Origin of the sequence: Nocardia amamiensis NBRC 102102, from assembly GCF_001612745.1 — a bacterium.
Taxonomy (GTDB): Bacteria; Actinomycetota; Actinomycetes; order Mycobacteriales; family Mycobacteriaceae; genus Nocardia; species Nocardia amamiensis.
Genome location: NZ_BDBA01000064.1, coordinates 1 through 17599 on the forward strand (window position 1 = coordinate 1; position 17599 = coordinate 17599).

Consider the following 17599-nt stretch of genomic DNA (forward strand, 5'->3'; position numbering starts at 1 on the left):
GCGGCGGCCAGCTCACGCTTGCCACCGACGATGTCGCCCTTGTAGATCCAGACCTTCACGCCGATGCGACCGAAGGTGGTCCTGGCCTCATACAGGCCGTAGTCGATGTCGGCGCGCAGCGTGTGCAGCGGCACCCGACCCTCGCGGTAGAACTCCGAGCGCGACATTTCCGCGCCGCCGAGGCGGCCCGAGCACTGCACACGGATGCCCTTGACGTTCGGCGAACGCATGGCCGACTGAATGGCCTTGCGCATCGCGCGACGGAACGCCACACGGTTGGACAGCTGCTCCGCGACCGCCTGGGCGACCAGCTGCGCATCGGACTCGGGGTTCTTGACCTCGAGGATGTTCAGCTGCACCTGCTTGCCGGTGAGCTTCTCCAGCTCGGCGCGGATGCGGTCGGCCTCGGCGCCGCGGCGGCCGATCACGATGCCGGGACGCGCGGTGTGGATGTCCACCCGAACGCGGTCACGAGTGCGCTCGATCTCGACCTTGGAGATGCCCGCCCGCTCCATGCCGGTGGCCAGCAGCTTGCGGATCGCGACGTCTTCCTTCACGTAGTCCGCGTACTGCTTGTCCGCGTACCAACGCGACTTCCAGTCGGTGGTGATACCGAGGCGGAAGCCGTGGGGGTTGATCTTCTGTCCCATTTACTTTGCCCCTCCCTTCCGGCGGTTACGAGTGGATCCACCGGCGGTGGGGATGCTCTCGACCTCGATGGTGATGTGGCTGGTGCGCTTGCGAATGCGGAACGCACGGCCCTGGGCACGCGGCTGGAACCGCTTCATGGTGGCGCCCTCGTCGACGTAAGCCGTCGAGATGACCAGCGTGGCCGGGTTCAGGCCGAGGTTGTTCTCGGCGTTGGCCGCAGCACTGGCGACGACCTTGGCGACCGGCTCGCTCGCGGCCTGGGGCGCGAACTTCAGCAGGGCGAGGGCGTCCTCGACACGCTTGCCGCGGACCAGGTCCACGACACGGCGTGCCTTCATCGGGGTGACGCGAACGTACTTGGCGGTCGCGCGCGCAGTCGGGTTCTGAGTCTCAGTCGTCATCGCCGCTTGCTCTTCCGGTCTTCCTTGACGTGGCTCTTGAACGTCCTGGTCGGCGCGAACTCACCGAGCTTGTGCCCGACCATGTTGTCCGAGATGAACACCGGCACATGCTTGCGACCGTCGTGGACGGCGAAGGTGTGCCCGATGAAATCGGGGATGATGGTCGAACGACGCGACCAGGTCTTGATGACCTGCTTGGTGCCCTTCTCGTTCTGCACGTCCACCTTCTTGAGGAGGTGGTCGTCGACAAACGGGCCTTTCTTGAGGCTGCGTGGCATTTCTTACCTCCTCCTTCAGCGCTTCTTGCCGGTCTTGCGACGGCGGACGATGAGCTTGTCGCTCGGACGGTTGGGCTTGCGGGTGCGGCCTTCCGGCTGACCCCACGGCGAGACCGGGTGGCGACCACCGGAGGTCTTACCTTCACCACCACCATGCGGGTGGTCGACCGGGTTCATGACGACACCACGGACCGTGGGGCGGCGACCCTTCCAGCGCATGCGGCCGGCCTTGCCCCAGTTGATGTTCGACTGCTCGGCGTTGCCGACCTCGCCGACGGTGGCGCGGCAGCGCACGTCGACGCGGCGAATCTCACCGGAGGGCATACGCAGCGTGGCGTACGGACCTTCCTTACCCAGCAGCTGGATGCTCATCCCGGCGGAACGGGCCAGCTTGGCGCCGCCGCCCGGACGCAGCTCCACCGCGTGGATGGTGGTACCGGTGGGGATGTTGCGCAGCGGCAGGTTGTTGCCCGGCTTGATGTCGGCCGTCGGGCCGGACTCGATGCGGGTGCCCTGCGTCACGCCCTTGGGGGCGATGATGTAGCGCTTCTCGCCGTCCACGAAGTGCAGCAGCGCGATGTTCGCGGTCCGGTTCGGGTCGTACTCGATGTGCGCGACCTTGGCCGGGATGCCGTCCTTGTCCAGGCGACGGAAGTCGATCAGACGGTAGGCACGCTTGTGACCGCCACCGCGGTGGCGGGTGGTGATCCGGCCGTGGGCGTTGCGGCCGCCGGACTTGCTCAGCGGGCGCAGCAGCGACTTCTCCGGGGTCGACCGGGTGATCTCGGCGAAGTCCGAGACGCTGGCGCCACGACGGCCCGGCGTTGTCGGCTTGTACTTACGGATTGCCATGAGTTCTTCTCTGCTTTCTGGACTCCCAGGCGCTTACGCGACCGGGCCTCCGAAGATCTCGATGGGCTTGCTGTCGGCCGAGATGGTCACGAGCGCGCGCTTGGTGTTCTTGCGCTTGCCGTAACCGAAGCGGGTCCGCTTGCGCTTGCCCTGACGGTTGGCGGTGTTGACGCTGGTCACCTTCACACCGAAGACCTTCTCCACGGCGATCTTGATCTGCGTCTTGTTGGAGTCCGGGTGCACCAGGAAGGTGTAGGTGCCTTCCTCGATCAGTCCGTAGGACTTCTCGGAGATGACCGGCGCCAGCAGAATGTCGCGGGGGTCGGCGATGGTGGTCACTTGCTCTCCTCCTGTGCAGCCTCGGCCGGGCCGTGCACGAACGCGTTGAGCGCCTCGACGCTGAACACCACGTCGTCGCTGTTGAGCACGTCGTAGGTGTTGAGCTGGTCCGGAGCGATCGGGTGCACGTTCTGCAGGTTCGCCACGCTCTTCCACGCGGCGAGGTCCTCGCGGCCGACCACGACCAGGAACTTCTTGCGGTCCGACAGCTCGGCCAGGAAGGTCTTGGCGGTCTTGGTGGACGGGGTCTGGCCCGCCACCAATTCGGTGATCACGTGGATGCGCTCGTTGCGGGCCCGGTCGGACAGGGCGCCACGCAATGCGGCGGCCTTCATCTTCTTGGGCAGGCGCTGGCTGTAGTCGCGCGGCTGCGGGCCGTGCACGGTGCCACCGCCGACGAACTGCGGCGCGCGGGTCGAACCCTGACGGGCGCGACCGGTGCCCTTCTGCCGGTACGGCTTCTTGCCGCCACCGCGCACCTCGCCACGGGTCTTGGTCGCGTGGGTGCCCTGGCGGGCCGCGGCCTGCTGGGCCACGACGACCTGGTGCATCAGCGCGATGTTGGCGGTCGCGTCGAAGATCTCCGCGGGGAGCTCGACGGTGCCATTGGTCTTGCCGCCGATCTCCTTGACCGGCAGCGTCAGGTTGGCCTTCTTCTCGAGGCTGGTCATGCGTGCGCACCACCCTTCACGGCGCTCTTGACGATCACGACGCCGCCCTTGCGACCCGGGATCGCTCCCTTGATCAGCAGCAGGCCGTTCTCGGCATCCACCTTGTGCACCGACAGGTTCTGCGTGGTGACCCGGTCGTTACCCATCCGGCCCGACATGCGCATGCCCTTGAACACGCGGCCGGGGGTGGCGCAGCCACCGATCGAACCCGGGCGGCGGTGCACGGCCTGCGCACCGTGCGAGGCGCCCTGACCACGGAAGCCGTGGCGCTTCATGGTGCCCGCGAAGCCCTTGCCCTTGCTGGTGCCGGTCACGTCGACGTAGCTGCCCTCTTCGAACACCTCGGCGCTGATCTCCTGGCCGACCTCGAAGGTGGAGGCGTCCGCGACCCGGATCTCGGCGACGTGGCGGCGGGGCGTGACACCGGCCTTGGCGAACTGGCCGGAGACCGGCTTGTTCACCTTGCGCGGGTCGATCGCGCCGAACGCGACCTGGACGGCGCTGTAGCCGTCGCGCTCCACGGTGCGGATCTGGGTGACGACGTTCGGCCCGGCCTTGATGACGGTCACGGGAACGACGCGGTTGTTGTCGTCGAAGACCTGGGTCATGCCGAGCTTGGTGCCCAGGATGCCGGCGGCCGGCCTGCTCTTGTTGTCAGTCATGTCTCGAGTCCCCGTCACTGAATGTTGACGTCGACGCTGGCCGGCAGGTCGATGCGCATGAGCGCGTCCACCGTCTTCGGCGTCGGGTCGAGGATGTCGATAAGGCGCTTGTGCGTCCGCATCTCGAAGTGCTCGCGCGAGTCCTTGTACTTGTGCGGCGAACGGATGACGCAGTACACGTTCTTCTCGGTCGGCAACGGCACCGGGCCGACGACGCGTGCCCCGGTGCGGGTCACCGTCTCCACGATCTTGCGCGCCGATGCGTCGATCGCCTCGTGGTCATAGGCCTTGAGCCTGATGCGGATCTTTTGTCCCGCCACGCTAAGTGTCCTTTTCTCCGCTTTCCTTCGTGGTCCGGAAGCCGGCTAGCCAGCCATCTGGACCACCCTCATTTGCACAGCCCGAACACACGAAGACGTCCCAGCCCGAGTGGGTCGAGCCTCTCGAGACCACGACCGGGCATGCCCGATCCTCGCCGCTGTTCATCTGTCATGGTTCTCCGGTCCACGCGGTCGGGCGTGTCGCCCGTCCGCTCATTCCTCGGCTCCGGATCGCAAAGCATCTCAGGCCTGGAACACTGTCCCGGACGTACCCACGCCAGAAACCCGGCGAGGTACACAATGGGGTACTGCTCGCCCCGCCCAGCCATCCGTTTCCCGAGGGGTTACGGACACGGCCCGGTGCAGGGCAACCCGAACAGTATGCCCGAAGCCCCGGCGACACTTCAAATCAGGTGCATACCGAGAACTTACTTGCGAGTAAGATACCGCCCATGACGAACGAGACCGCGACCTATCGCGGCTGGAAGAAGCTGCCGGACAACCGGCTGGGGCACGCCCTGTTCTCGCTGGGAATGGTGGCTCGGGTGCCGTACTTCGGCACCGTGCTGCCGAACGTGGTCCGACTCGAACCGGGGCTGTGCGAGGTGACCTCACCGAAATGGTTCGGCATCCACAACCATCTGGGCACGTTTCATGCCATCGCGGCGTGCAACCTGGCCGAGGTCGCGATGGGCATGCTGAGCGAGGCGACCGTGCCCGCGACACACCGGTGGATTCCGAAGGCGATGAACGTGCAGTACCTGGCCAAGGCGGAGACCGGTCTGCGCGCCGTTGCGCAGCTGGCCGAGGTACCCGACTTCGCGACCCTCACCGAAGGCCGCGAACTGGTGGTGCCGGTGTCGATCTACGACAAGCACGGCCTGGAGGTCGTGCACGCCGACATCACCACCTGGGTCACGCCCAAGTAGGGCGACCACTCAACACGGCAGGGGGCGCGTGTCGCCGGCGAGTGCCGAGAGAACGGCCGCGGCGGTGCGCGGGTCGGACAGCAATCCGCTGTGGTTGGCGGCGTTGCCGGGGCAGCCGTCCTGGAGCCAGATGTTGCGGTCGCCCTCGGCGGGGGCGGCGAGCAGGGCGGTGTCCTGCGGGGTGATCACTTCGTCGGCGCGGGAGGCGATGGCCGTGTACCGGAGACCGGGCACGGTCTCGCCTCCCGCGTTCAGCCGGTTCAGCAGCGGTGACCCGACCACCTGCTGCTGTCCCGGAGTTCCGTAGACCTGGGCGGCGATCTGCGCGTTGCCCAGGCCGAGCGAGGCCAGGTCCGGATAGGTGCCGCGCAACCCGGCCCAGGTCGAACCGCGATAGGGCGTTCCCATGGTCACCACCTGCGACACCGCGTCCGCGCCGCGGGCTCGCAGGTACTGCCGGATCACCGTGCCGCCGGTGGAGTGCCCCACCAGCGCCACTCGGCTCGCCCCGGTCGCGTTCCGTACCGCTTCCACGACATCGGCGAGCTCCCCGGCCATCCGATCGATGTCGGCCACGCCGTAGACCACACGCCCCTGCAACGCGGCGCCGATCGGCCCCATGCCGGGCGAGCTGGAACCGGTCTGGCCGCTCACCGCATCGACAACCCCCGGCGCCGCACCGAGATTCGCGGCGAACACGCAGTGCCCCTCAGCCCGCAGCGCGGGTGCGAGCAAGAGGAAACTGCGGACGGCATCGGTGCCCGACCCGTGCAACAGCACCACCGGCTCAGCTCGCGCATGCGTGGGACGGCAGGACCGATCATTGGCACCGTCCAGCAATGGCAGCTGCGGCGCGGCAACCGCATTCGGCATGTGCAGCACCACCGTGCAGGCGGCGGCGAGCAGCAGGCCGGCGATACGCGCGGCGTACGAGCGAATAGTCATCCCGAAGTCCCGAGGATCAGATTCCCAGTGGGGCGGACAGCGTTGGCCACGAGTCCTTCAGCGCGTCTTCCCAATAGCCCCAGGTATGGGTGCCTTCCGGCCGGAAGTTGTATCGCGCGGCGATTCCCAGGCTGTCCAGCCGGGATTTCATATTCTGCGAGCAGTAATTGGTCGCTGCCTCGATGACCCCGCCGAGCACGATCTGATTCGAGAAACCCCACGCGCCGGGCAGCGAGTATTTTCCGCCGTACACGTCGTAGACACCGGGAAGCCCATTGCCGCTGGAGATGTAGATCGATTTTCCGCGCAGCCCCTCCGCTTGCACGTAGGGATCGTTGGCTCGCCACTGCGGGTCGTCCGCGGGACCCCACATGTTGTCCATCTCGGCCCATCCCCACTCCTCGACGGTGAGCCGGATGAACTCACGACCCACCGGGTCGCTGGTCTGCGCGCAACCGCTGTAGGCCGCGACGCTGGAGAACAGGTCACCGGTGGTCGCGGCGAGCGCGAGCGTCGTGGTGCCCGACATCGAGAAGCCGGCCACCGCGTTGCGTCCGCTGGTCCCGAGATGCGCGTTGATCAGTGGCGGCAGTTCGCTGCTCAGGAATGTCTTCCATTTCTGGCGCCCGAGCCTCGGGTCGTCCTTCTGCCAGTCCGCGTAGTAGCTGAACATCCCGCCGATCGGCGTGACCGCGTGCACGTTCTTGTCCGAGAGGAATTGCATCGCATCGGTTTTCGTTGCCCAGGTGGAGCCATCGCTGCCGCCCCCCGCGCCGAGCAGCAGATACAGCACCGGGCGCGGCACACTGGTGTCCGCGGCGCGCTGCACCTCGACCGGGATGTCGAGATCCATGGCGGCGGAATGCACCGTCAAGGTCAGAGTGCGAGCGCTGTGCTCCTGCACAGAAACGATAGAAGACTCCGCGGGTGCCGCGTCTGCCTGCGCCGGTACGACCGCCGATGCGGCCGCGCCGACGGTGGCGGCGACCAGCACGAGCCAGCGGAGTTGTCTTCCTCTCATGATGCCCCTTATCCAGAATCCCGGAACGCCTCGCATTCCGAACTCAGGCTATGGTGCGCCGCAAGGCATTTCATGACTGAAGTTGCTGGGCCACTGATTCTGGGGGCACACACGGAATGGAATTCGCGTCGAGAAGTGATCCGTTTTGTGACGAATATCGCGAGACCCGAATTCCTTGGGCTCGCGTGATCGGAATAGTTGCGCTTTCGTCCGCCCAGCGGATTGAATGCCTCTATGGGTCTCAGCGCGGTCCGGGAAGTCGATGTGTGCGTGGTCGGACTCGGCCCGGCCGGGCGGGCCCTCGCCCACCGCGCACTGCGGGCCGGGCTGTCGGTGACCGCGATCGATCCACGTCCCGACCGCTTGTGGCCGCCGACCTACTCCTGCTGGGCGGACGAGTTGCCGGATTGGCTGCCGCCGGGCGCCATCGCGACCACGATCCCGGAGCCGACGGTCTGGACGAAAACCGAGCATCGCATCGACCGGCCGTACTGTGTGCTGTCCAAACCCGGTCTGCGCGAAGTGCTCCCGCTCGACGACGCCACCGTCATCGCGGGCCGCGCCACCCGGGTGGACGCGCATGAGGTGGAGCTCGCCGACGGTGCCGTGCACACGGCGGCAGCGGTATTCGACACCCGCGGGCTGCCTACCCTCGGACGCCGCAGGGCGGCGAGCGCGCACGGGATCTTCGTCGCCGCCGAGACAGCCGCGCCGATGGTCTCCGATGGCGAGGGTCTGCTGCTGGACTGGCGGCCGGAGAACGGCGCGGGTCCCGGCGAGCCGCCGTCGTTCCTCTACGCGGTGCCGCTCGGCGACGGCACGGTGATCTTCGAAGAGACCAGCCTCGGCCTGCGCGGCGGCATGCCGCAGCACGAACTGCGCAAGCGCACGCTCAACCGCCTCGCCACGCACGGCATCCGGCTCACCGGCACCGAATCGAGCGAGGCGGCGCACTATCCGCTCGACCAGCCGCCGCCACGCAAAGGCGAGGCGAGGGCCATTCCGTTCGGTTCGCGCGGCGGCATGATGCACCCGTGCACCGGCTACAGCGTGGCCGACTCGCTCACGCTGGCCGACACCGCGATCGCCGCGCTGCGCCAGGGCCGCGACCCGATCGCCGAACTATGGCCGCTACGGGCACGACTCGTGTACTGGATGCGGATGCGCGGCCTCTACGGCCTGGGCAGACTCACCACCGAACAGTCCATCGCCATGTTCGACGCGTTCTTCAGCGCCTCCCCACGCGGCCAGCGCGCTCTGCTATCCGCGCACGACGACTACACCGCCTTGGGCGCCGTGCTGTTCAACACGGTCGCGCACACCTGGCCGTTCCGCTGGCGCTACGACCTGGTCGGCTGGACCAACCGGGATCGCTGGCTGGACTACGACTTCGATCAGGCGCCGGTCTCGGCCGCGCGCCGGTAGCCGCGGATCGCGGGATAGGCGAACACCACCGTCAGCCCGATCACCCAGGCGAGCGTCTTCAGCAGCGGTTCGGCCACCGGGCCGCCGTAGGACAGACCCTTCATCGCGTCGATGGCGCAGCTCATCGGCTGGTTGCCGACGACGCCTTGCAGCCACGTCGGGTAGACGAACGTCGGGACGAATCCGGAGTTGAAGAACATCAGCAGGGTGCTGATCAGGCCGATGGTGTTCACCAGCATCACACCCTCCGACATCGTCGCCACCGCGGTGACCAGCACCGCGAACGCCACACCGAACAGCACCGGAATGCCGATCAGCGCCAGCGCCGCCAGCGGTCCCTGATCGAATCGGAAGCCGATGGTGAAGCCGACCGCGATCACGAACAGCGTGGTGACCAGCACCCGGATCGCCTCGGCGAGCAGCCGCCCGGTCAAGCCGGCCGCGCGATGGACCGGCATGGTCCAGAACCGGCCGAGCAGCCCGGTGAGCTTCTCCATCTTGAAGCCGAGGGCGCTGACCACCGCACCGGACATGGCCGCGACCAGCGTGATCATCGGAACGGTTCCGTAGACGCTCGGCTGGCCGGTGGCCAGGCTGATCGAGTCGCCGAGCACGATGCGGAACATCAGCAGGGTGAGCGCCGGATAGAGCAGCGTCTGGATCGTCGTCGCCGGATCGCGCGCCCACACCCGCAGCAGCCGCCCGCACTGGATCAGGCTCTGGGTGGCCCAGTTGCGGACCGAACCCTCCGGGCGCGCCGCCACCTCGGGCAGCGCCGTCGGGCCGAGCCGTTCGGCGTCGCCCGCGGGCACCACGGTCGTCTGCACAGAACTCATGACCGCCTCACACTCGCCCAGATCGCCAACGGAACGAACGCCGCCGCCAGCCCGAGCACCCAGACCAGCGGCACCCACAACACCTGCCAGCTCACGCCGTCCGCCGCCATATCGCGCAGGGCGAAGGAGAACTGGGAGATCGGCTGGTTGCGCACGAAGGGACGGATCCACTCCGGGAAGCTGCGTTCGGGCACGAACCCGCAGGAGAGCATGCCGAAGATCAGCGTCGGCAGGGTGAGCGCCTGGCTCAGCGACTCCGGGCTCTTGGTCAGGCTGCCGAGCGCGTCGGCACCGATCGCCAGGACCGTGCCGATGGCGAGGGAGAAGACACAGAACAGCACCGCCTGGCCGAAACCGGCGACGAAGCGGAATCCGATGATGTGCCCGAAGAGCACCGCCGCGGCGAGCGAGGTGACCGACCGGACCAGCCCGGCGCTGATGCGCGCGGAGAACGGCACCAGCGTGCCGATCGGCATGGTCTGCAATCGGGTGCTCAGTCCGGTCATCGCCTCGAACGCGGCCACCTGGGCATTCGACATCATCGTGAAGGCCATGGTCTGCAGCACGATGATCGGCATGACGAACTGCGCGTAGTCGATGCCCTGGAACTTCATCACGTAGCGCAGCGGCAGGTAGAAGCCGACGGTGAAGACCAGCGGCGTGACCACCGCGGCGATCAGCTCGCCTTTGGTGGCCATGGTGCGGACGATGCGGCCGGTCAGCGCGCGCCACTGCGCGAAGGCCGACGGCCGCGCCACGGGTAGGCCGGCGAACAGCGTCGCCGCGGCCGGTGCGCTTTCCGGGGCGGTCGCAGCGGTCACGCGTGACCGCCCGAGTGGCCGGTGATGGACAGGAACACGTCATCGAGCGAGGGGCGGCGCAACGCGATGTCGGCCAGCTCCACGCCCGCGCTGTCGAGCCTGCGCAGCGCCTCGGTCAGCGTCGCCGCGCCCTCGGGCGCCGGGATGGACAGCCGATCGCCGCCGTTCAGGTCGGCCATGACCGCGGGCGGCACCAGGTCGCCGAGCGCGTACGCGGCGGTGCGCAGCTTGGTCGGGTCGAGCGGGACCACTTCGCAGTAGCTGCCGCCGGTCTTCTCCTTGAGCTCGTCGGCGGTGCCCTCGGCGATCACCGTGCCCTTGTCGATCACGATGATGTTGTCGCTGAGCACGTCGGCTTCCTCGAGGTACTGCGTGGTCAGCAGCACGGTGATGCCCTGCTCCTTCAGCGCGGTCACCAGATCCCAGACACCCTGGCGGCTGCGCGGGTCGAGGCCGGTGGTCGGCTCGTCGAGGAACACCACCTCGGGACGAACGACCAGGCCGCAGGCGATGTCGACGCGGCGGCGCATGCCACCCGAGTACTGGCGCACCGCACGGCGGCCCGCGCTCACCAGATCGAATTCCTCGAGCAAGGTGTCGGCGCGCTTGCGGGCCGCGGACTTGCCCAGGCCCATCAGCCTGCCGAACAGCTCCAGGTTCTCCCGCCCGGAGAGGTTCTCGTCCAGCGCGGCGTACTGCCCGGTCATCATGATCGATCGGCGCACGCCCGCCGGGTCCTTCAGCACGTCGTGCCCGGCGACCTCGGCGGTGCCGGAGTCGGGGCGCAACAGGGTGGCGAGAACCTTCACCGTGGTGGTCTTGCCCGCGCCGTTGGGGCCGAGGATGCCGAGGACGGAGGCGCGCTCGGCGACGAAGCTGATGCCCTGCAGTGCATGCACGTCGCCGAATGACTTGCGGACGTCCGCTACCCGGACCGCTGGCTCACCCGCATGCGAATCTGCTTGGTTGGAACTCGGCATCAACTCTCCACTATCGGCCGGTGCGGCGACGAGGTCGCCCGAGCGCATGCTGCGCTCGGATTGGTCATACGTCGCGCTCGGCGTGATGTTACCGGCCCGCTCGCCGCGGCTTTCGCGTCGCGCGGATACCTACAGGGCGCAGCCGGACGAATTCCATCCGCAGCCCGCCCCGGGCGGAGCAAAGGCAGAGGCAGTTGCCGAAACGACGCTGCCGGACGAAGTCCGTCCTCAGTCTGCGCGGAGCCGGGTGGAGGCGAGGCGGCCACCCTTTCGGCGCCGATCAATTGTGTCCTTACTCACATTTCCTGCCCTCGGTTCGTCGCGCAAGGGATCGACGCTGGTGAGGGCGATCCGGGGCGTCCGAGTGGTGGCGACCGAGCCTTGTCGGCCCGCCGCGCCTGCCCATACTCTGCTTTGGGGGGACCACACTCACTCGTCCGCGGCTGTGCCCCGCTGAGCGGTCCGCACGCTGGTTTCGACACTGCGAGAGGTGATCATGGCCGAGTCCGCGCAGCCATGGGTGGCGGCGCGTCCGGGAGGAACGGGCCGAACGAACGTGCTCACGTCCTACGATCCGCGCACCGGCGAGGTCGTCGGCAACTACGCGGTGATGGGCACCGGCGAACTGAACCGCGCCGTGCGCAACGCCCGCGCGACCGAAAAGTGGTGGGCCGACCTGGGTTTCAACACTCGCAGGCGCTGGCTGCTGGATTGGAAACGCGATATCGCCCGGCGCTCCGGCGAATTGGTCGCCTTGCTGTGCGAAGAGACCGGGAAGCCGGAGGTGGACGCCGCGATCGAGGTGATGCTCGCGGTGGAGAACCTGGATTGGGCCGCCCGCAACGCCGCCCGTGCGCTGGACCGGCGGCGCATCGGTTCCAGCTGGCTCAGCCGTAACCAGCGGGCGTCGGTCGGCTACCTGCCGCTGGGCGTGGTCGGGGTGCTCGGGCCGTGGAACAACCCGGTGTTCACCCCGATGGGTTCGATCGCCTATGCGATGGCGGCGGGCAACGCGGTGGTCTTCAAGCCGCACGAGCTCACCACCGGCGTCGGAGTGTGGCTGGCGGACAGCTGGGCTCGGCTGGCGCCGAATCAACCAGTGCTGCAGGTGGTTACCGGCGACAGCGCGACCGGCACGGCGCTGTGCCGGGCCAAGGTCGACAAGATCGCCTACGCCGGTCCGGAGGCAGGCGCCCGCGAGGTGATCGCGGCGTGCGCGCGGACCATGACGCCGGTCGTCGTCGAGCGCAGCGGCAAGGGCAGCATGGTCGTGCACGTGGACGCGAAGCTCGACGACGCCGCCGAGGCCGCGGTGTTCGGCGCCATGGCCAATGCCGGGCAGAACGCCACCGGTATCCAGCGGGCCTATGTCGCCCAGTCGGTCTACGATCGCTTTCTGGAACTGGTCGTGGACCAGGCCCGCAGGCTGCGGCCTGGCGCGGACCGGAAGGCGTCCTACGGTCCGATGATCATGGAGTCACAGGTCGACGTGGTGCGCAGGCAGGTGCGCGACGCGGTGGCCCGCGGCGGGCGCGCCGTGGTCGGCGGGCTGGACTCGATCCGCGAGCCCTACATCGAGCCGATCGTGCTGGCCGAGGTGCCGGAGGAGAGCAGCGCCATCACCGGCGAGGGCATCGGCCCGGTGCTCATCGTGAACAAGGTGGCGAGCATGGAGGACGCCGCCGAACGGATCAACGCGGTCGGCACCGACGTCGCGGTGTCGGTGTTCACCAGGGACGTGCACGAGATCGAGGCATTCGCCGAGCGGCTGCGGGTCGGCGTGGTGACGATCAACTCCTCCACCGCCTACGCCGGCATCCCCGCGTTGCCCTTCGGCGGTGTCGGCGAGTACGGGCAAGGCCACAGCCACGGCGACCAGGGCCTGCGCGAGTTCAGCAGGACGCTGGCCATCGCGCGGAAGCGGTACCAGGCGCCGGTGAACCTGTCCACGTTCGACCGGCACCCGCGCCACCTGCGGCTGGCCAGAACGATCTTCCGGATCCGGCACGCACGCACCTGAGCCGCTGGCTCAGCCGAGCAGCACCGCGTCCATCAGCGCCGTCACGCGCGCGAGTTGGGCTGGGCGGGAATCGAATCGGATCAGCCTGCCGACATCGATCACTTGACCGATGGCGGCGTGCACGCGGAAACGCGCCTCCACCGGATCTCCGTCGAGCAAGTTGGCCCACTCCAGCACGTTCTGCCGCTGGATGGCGCGCAGCTTGTGCTGTTCGGACTGCGGCAGGTTGCTGAATTCGGCGTAGTAGACCGGCATGATCTCCGGCATGGCGAAGCTGAGCTTGGCGTAGCGGTCGGCCAGCCGCCGAGCCGCGTCCTCCCGGCTGGTCGCCTCGGCCAGCGCCTCGGTGATCGCGATGGCCAGCCGGTCGCCGGTGCGGTAGAAAGCCGCGGCGAGTAGGTCGGACTTGCTCGCGAAGTACCGGTACACGCTGGAGGCGTTGATTCCGACGGCGGCGCCGATCTCCTCGATGCTCGCCTCGTGATAGCCCTGGCGGCCGAAGATCCGGATCGCCTCGGTGAGCAGCTGTTCGCGCTTCGAGGTCACCGGGATGCCGCGGACAGGCAAACCAGGATCGGGCTCCACGGGCGCGGCGGGCAGTTCGGTCCGCAGGACGGCCCAGGCCAGCTCGTGCAGCAGGGGAAGCAGTCTGGCACTCGACAGTGCGGTGCGGTGCGCCGCGATACTCGCGATCGCGCTGAGCACGCCCGCGGCCAGCATCGCCACGTCCGCGGGCGGCGCGGCGGGCCGCAGCAGCGCGATCGGCGCGGCGAGCGTGCTGTTCAGGTCGTCGTAGATCCGCTTGATCCGGACGCGGTCGTCGCGTTCGAGATAGCGCCGTTCCCAGCGGTAGAGCCCGGCTTCGCGGCGGATCTCGATGGTGTGCTCGCTGATCGCGCGGATCAGCGCGTCCAAGCGCTGCGCGGGGTCGCGCCGTGTGTCGTCGGCCGTCTGGGCGACAGTCAGCAGATGCCGGGCGCCCTCCTCGGCGGCCGCGACCAACAGCGCGTACTTGTTCGTGAAATGCCGATACAGCGCGGGACCGGAGATCCCGACCTCCGCGGCGATCTCGTCCACACCCACCGGGTAGTACCCGCGTTCGCTGAACGCTCGCGCGGCCGCCCGGATGATCTGGACCTTGCGGTCCTTGGGGCGGCGGCGGACCTGGGGTGCGCCCTGCGCACCGGCCCTGCTTCCCGGGTCGGGCCGCGCGGGAGCGAGACCGATCTCGCTGCGATCCGCGACCATGCACCTCTCCGTTTCTCCGGCGGCGCTGGTTGACAGCGCCCGACAATCGACCCTAAGTTAACCACAATTCGCAAAGTTAACCACTATTCATGGCTGGCGAGCTGCCGAATTCCAGCGTAGGAGCGAACATGAGCAACACCGATTCCGTGGATGCCGCCAACATGCCCGCGGCTGGCAGGGGGTTCACGGCGGTCACGGACGGCAAGGTGCTCCGAGTCACGATCACCAATCCGAAGCGCAAGAACGCCATCGATTACGACACGATGGTCGCGCTCGGGGACGTCTTCCTGGCCGCTGCCGAGGACCGCTCGGTACGCGTGATCGCCCTGACCGGTGCGGGCGGCGACTTCTGCACCGGGGCCGATCTGTCGGCGAGCGCGGACGAGGCGCGCCGCGGCATCACCTCGGACATGGTGATGGATGCGGCGAACCGGCTGGTGCGCGCGATCGTCGACGCGCCGGTGCCGGTGATCGCACGTATCCGGGGCGCCGCGGCGGGCGTCGGCGTCGGCATCGCGCTGGCCGCCGACCTGGTCTACGCCAGCGAGGATTCCTACCTGCTGTTGGCTTTCATCAACATCGGCTTGATGCCCGACGGCGGTGCGGCCGCGCTGGTCGCCGCGGCGGCAGGCCGTCCCCTTGCCGCGCGGATGGCGCTGCTCGGCGAGCGCCTGCCCGCCCCTGCCGCCAGGACCGCCGGATTGTTCACGGCGGTCGTTGCGGACAACGAACTCGACGACGCGGTCGCAGCGGCCGTCGCGAAGATCGCCGCGGGGCCGCGCCGAGCGCTGGAATTGACCAAGCAAGCGCTGAACCAGGCCACGCTGACCTCGCTGGACGCGGCGCTGGCCGCCGAAAAGGCCGGGCAGACCGAGTTGTTGCAGTCCCCGGATTTCGCCGAGGGCGCCACGGCGATGCTCACCAAGCGCAAACCCGTCTTCGCCGACTGATCGGCCCGCCGCGCGGAACCCGGCGACAGGCGACTATGTTCATCGGCTATGACTTACCTGGTTACCGGGGCAACTGGGTTCATCGGTCGGTTCCTCATCCCCGAGCTCCTGAAACGCGAGGGTGACATCCATGTACTGGTCCGGCCGGGTGACGCCGCGGCCGACCGGTTCGCCTGCTGTGCGCAGGAATGGGCGGGCGGCGACCGCGTCCGCTTGGTGTGCGGCGATCTCGGCGCACCCGGACTCGGCATCGACCCGGCCTGGCTGGCGCGCCATCGCGGCGGCATCCAGCACGTCTTCCACTTGGCGGCCGGCTACGAGCTGACCGAGCGCGGCGGCGGAACCAGGCATCTGGTCGAGGTCGCCGAGGAGCTGAATGCCGATCTGCTGCACCATGTCTCGACCGTGGCGGTGGCCGGGTCCAGCGAGGGCCTGTTCACCGAGGACATGTTCGACCACGGTCAGTCGCTGGCCACGCCGACGCAGCGGGCCGAATTCGAAGCCGAGCGGATCGTGCGGGACTCCTCCCTGCGCTGGCGCATCTATCGTCCGTCCATCGTGATCGGCCATTCCAGGACCGGCGAGATCGATAGCATCGGTGGGCCGTATTACTTCTTCCAGCTGCTGCGGATGGGCGCGCAACTGCCCAGGCTCCTGCCGGTGCTGGTGCCCAAGCTCGGCGAGACCAATATGGTCCCGGTCGATTTCGTCGCGCGTGCCCTGGACCACATCGCGCACCGGCCCGGCTCGGACAAGACCACCTACCACCTGGTCGACCCGCGCAGGCAGAGCGCGGTCGAGGCGCTGAACCTGTTCGCCGACGAGGCGGGCGCGCCGCATCTGGTAGAGGTGATGCCCAAACGCACCCTGGACATGATGTTGCGCATCCCCGGCGCCAACTGGCTGCTCCCCCGCGTCGGCGTCCCGCTGGACGTCCTGGAGCACAGCGAGTTCACCTGCTGGTTCGACTGCCGCCACGCCAGCGCGGCGCTCGCGGGCAGCGATATCAAGGTTCCGCCCCTGGGCGCCTACGCGCCGCGGATCTGGAAGTACTGGATCGAGAACTGGGTCTGATCCCCGAAAAGCCGACCGCCTGGTCGCCCAAGGTGGGCGACCAGGCGGTCGGAAGGCTGCGCCGGGTGATCCGGACCGGGTCAGCGGCTCAGATGCCGAGGCCGCTCGCGAGCACCGGCCACGAGCGCTGGAACTCGTCGCGCCAGTAACCCCACGAGTGGGTGCCGGAGTTGCGGAAGTTGTACGTGGCCGGGATACCCAGCTGGTCCAACTTGGTCTTCAGATTGTTCGTGCAGTAGTTGGTGCCCGCCTCGATCACGCCGCCGATGATGATCTGGTTGGCCAGACCGTAGGGGCCGGGGAGGGCGTACTGGCCGTTCAGCGTGTCGTGCTCGCCGGGCAGGCCGTTGCCGGTGGAGATGTAGAGCCCGAGCCCGCGCAGTCCCTCGGCGTGCACGTACGGGTCGTTGGCCACCCACTCCGGTCCGCCCTCGGGACCCCACATGTTCTCGGTGTTGCCGCCGCCCCAGGTCTCCACGGTCAGCTTCACGAACCGCGCGCCCACCGGGTCACTGGTCTGCGCGCAGCCGCTGTAGGCCGCGGCGGCCTTGTACAGGCCCGGCTTGTGGATCGGCAGCGCGAGCACCGTGGTGCCCGAGGTGGACAGGCCCGCGATGGCGTTCACGCCGTTGGTGCCGAGCGCGCCATCGATCAGCGGCGGAAGCTCCTCGGTGAAGAAGGTCTTCCACTTGTTGCGGCCAAGCACCGGATCGTCCTTGATCCAGTCGGTGTAGTAGCTCCACTTGCCGCCGATCGGCTGGATCACGTTGACGTTCTTGTCCGACAGGAACTCCAGCGCGTCGGTCCTCGCCTGCCACGAGGCGTCGTCCTCGCCGCCGCCCGCGCCGTTGAGCAGGTACAGCGTCGGGCGCGGCACGGATGCGTCGGCCGGGCGCTGGACGTCGATGATGATCTTCTCGTCCATCGCCGCCGAGTACACGTACAGCCGGATGCTGCGCGAGTCCTTGTACTCGGCCTTGGTGATACGCGAACCGTCCGGGGCGACCGGGTTGCCCAGCAGGGTTTTCGAATCGATGATCGGATCAGCTGTCGCACTGGACGCGCCGAGACCGGTCATCACTCCCGCGAGCACTGCCGTTGCCGCGATCGCTGCCGCGGCACGCAGGCCGCCGCGCCGGGTCTGTCGACGTATCAATTTCGCACCTTCGCTTCGTC

20 protein-coding genes are annotated in these 17599 nt (G+C 68.2%); 5 read left to right on the forward strand and 15 right to left on the reverse strand.

What is annotated here, in order from left to right; translation table 11 throughout:
* The 8 genes from rpsC to rpsJ form a co-directional block, all read right to left on the reverse strand.
* A partial coding sequence (rpsC, locus tag NA4_RS14650; protein ID WP_067470151.1) for a 30S ribosomal protein S3 occupies positions 1–650 on the reverse strand: 650 nt, incomplete at its 3' end.
* A complete protein-coding gene (gene rplV, locus NA4_RS14655) occupies positions 651–1052 on the reverse strand; it encodes a 50S ribosomal protein L22 (protein WP_040774082.1) in 402 nt (133 codons plus the stop codon).
* Positions 1049–1330, reverse strand: a complete 282-nt coding sequence (gene rpsS / locus NA4_RS14660; RefSeq protein WP_043719741.1) for a 30S ribosomal protein S19 — start codon at positions 1328–1330, stop codon at positions 1049–1051. The genes rplV and rpsS overlap by 4 nt, the downstream gene beginning before the upstream one ends.
* A gap of 15 nt (positions 1331–1345) precedes the next feature.
* A complete protein-coding gene (gene rplB / locus NA4_RS14665; RefSeq protein ID WP_040864840.1) occupies positions 1346–2182 on the reverse strand; it encodes a 50S ribosomal protein L2 in 837 nt (278 codons plus the stop codon).
* A gap of 33 nt (positions 2183–2215) precedes the next feature.
* The gene (gene rplW, locus NA4_RS14670; protein ID WP_011207266.1) at positions 2216–2521 is read right to left on the reverse strand and encodes a 50S ribosomal protein L23; all 306 of its coding nucleotides are present in this window, start codon (positions 2519–2521) and stop codon (positions 2216–2218) included.
* Positions 2518–3192: a 50S ribosomal protein L4 gene (gene rplD, locus NA4_RS14675; protein WP_067470153.1), complete on the reverse strand. Its 675-nt coding sequence runs from the start codon at positions 3190–3192 to the stop codon at positions 2518–2520. Before rplD ends, rplW begins: the two co-directional genes overlap by 4 nt.
* Positions 3189–3854: a 50S ribosomal protein L3 gene (gene rplC / locus NA4_RS14680; protein ID WP_067470154.1), complete on the reverse strand. Its 666-nt coding sequence runs from the start codon at positions 3852–3854 to the stop codon at positions 3189–3191. Before rplC ends, rplD begins: the two co-directional genes overlap by 4 nt.
* Positions 3855–3868: 14 nt before the next feature.
* Positions 3869–4174 carry a 30S ribosomal protein S10 gene (gene rpsJ / locus NA4_RS14685; protein ID WP_003938093.1) on the reverse strand — a complete coding sequence of 102 codons (306 nt, stop codon included), beginning with the start codon at positions 4172–4174 and terminating at the stop codon, positions 3869–3871.
* A 452-nt stretch (positions 4175–4626) separates the two neighbouring features.
* On the opposite strand from rpsJ, the gene NA4_RS14690 reads away from it, so the two are divergent.
* A complete protein-coding gene (locus NA4_RS14690; RefSeq protein ID WP_067470156.1) occupies positions 4627–5103 on the forward strand; it encodes a hotdog fold domain-containing protein in 477 nt (158 codons plus the stop codon).
* A gap of 9 nt (positions 5104–5112) precedes the next feature.
* On the opposite strand, the gene NA4_RS14695 is transcribed toward NA4_RS14690, so the two are convergent.
* Both NA4_RS14695 and NA4_RS14700 read right to left on the reverse strand, forming a co-directional pair.
* Positions 5113–6048: a lipase family alpha/beta hydrolase gene (locus tag NA4_RS14695; protein WP_067470158.1), complete on the reverse strand. Its 936-nt coding sequence runs from the start codon at positions 6046–6048 to the stop codon at positions 5113–5115.
* A 16-nt stretch (positions 6049–6064) separates the two neighbouring features.
* The gene (locus NA4_RS14700; RefSeq protein ID WP_067470160.1) at positions 6065–7069 is read right to left on the reverse strand and encodes an alpha/beta hydrolase; all 1005 of its coding nucleotides are present in this window, start codon (positions 7067–7069) and stop codon (positions 6065–6067) included.
* Positions 7070–7303: 234 nt separating this feature from the next.
* On the opposite strand from NA4_RS14700, the gene NA4_RS14705 reads away from it, so the two are divergent.
* Complete coding sequence (locus NA4_RS14705; RefSeq protein WP_067470162.1) at positions 7304–8494, forward strand: lycopene cyclase family protein; 1191 nt, start codon at positions 7304–7306, stop codon at positions 8492–8494.
* On the opposite strand, the gene NA4_RS14710 is transcribed toward NA4_RS14705, so the two are convergent.
* The 3 genes from NA4_RS14710 to NA4_RS14720 are packed head-to-tail and all read right to left on the reverse strand — an operon-like array spanning position 8464 to position 11131.
* Positions 8464–9330: an ABC transporter permease gene (locus NA4_RS14710; RefSeq protein WP_067470163.1), complete on the reverse strand. Its 867-nt coding sequence runs from the start codon at positions 9328–9330 to the stop codon at positions 8464–8466. The two genes, NA4_RS14705 and NA4_RS14710, sit on opposite strands and share 31 nt — an antisense overlap.
* Entirely contained in the window at positions 9327–10151 is an 825-nt protein-coding gene (locus tag NA4_RS14715) for an ABC transporter permease (protein WP_067470164.1), read from the reverse strand. The genes NA4_RS14710 and NA4_RS14715 overlap by 4 nt, the downstream gene beginning before the upstream one ends.
* Complete coding sequence (locus NA4_RS14720; protein ID WP_067470183.1) at positions 10148–11131, reverse strand: daunorubicin/doxorubicin resistance ABC transporter ATP-binding protein DrrA; 984 nt, start codon at positions 11129–11131, stop codon at positions 10148–10150. Before NA4_RS14720 ends, NA4_RS14715 begins: the two co-directional genes overlap by 4 nt.
* A gap of 496 nt (positions 11132–11627) precedes the next feature.
* Between NA4_RS14720 and NA4_RS14725 the strand changes: the two genes are divergently transcribed.
* Entirely contained in the window at positions 11628–13151 is a 1524-nt protein-coding gene (locus NA4_RS14725) for an aldehyde dehydrogenase family protein (RefSeq protein ID WP_084497099.1), read from the forward strand.
* 9 nt (positions 13152–13160) lie between these two features.
* On the opposite strand, the gene NA4_RS14730 is transcribed toward NA4_RS14725, so the two are convergent.
* Positions 13161–14399 carry a TetR/AcrR family transcriptional regulator gene (locus tag NA4_RS14730; protein WP_067470166.1) on the reverse strand — a complete coding sequence of 413 codons (1239 nt, stop codon included), beginning with the start codon at positions 14397–14399 and terminating at the stop codon, positions 13161–13163.
* 128 nt (positions 14400–14527) lie between these two features.
* On the opposite strand from NA4_RS14730, the gene NA4_RS14735 reads away from it, so the two are divergent.
* Positions 14528–15349, forward strand: a complete 822-nt coding sequence (locus tag NA4_RS14735; protein WP_084497098.1) for an enoyl-CoA hydratase-related protein — start codon at positions 14528–14530, stop codon at positions 15347–15349.
* Positions 15350–15397: 48 nt separating this feature from the next.
* Complete coding sequence (locus NA4_RS14740; protein ID WP_067470169.1) at positions 15398–16423, forward strand: SDR family oxidoreductase; 1026 nt, start codon at positions 15398–15400, stop codon at positions 16421–16423.
* Positions 16424–16511: 88 nt separating this feature from the next.
* Here the strand turns inward: NA4_RS14740 and NA4_RS14745 are convergent, their stop codons facing one another.
* Positions 16512–17501, reverse strand: a complete 990-nt coding sequence (locus NA4_RS14745) for an alpha/beta hydrolase (protein WP_067470171.1) — start codon at positions 17499–17501, stop codon at positions 16512–16514.
* Positions 17502–17599: the final 98 nt, after the last annotated feature.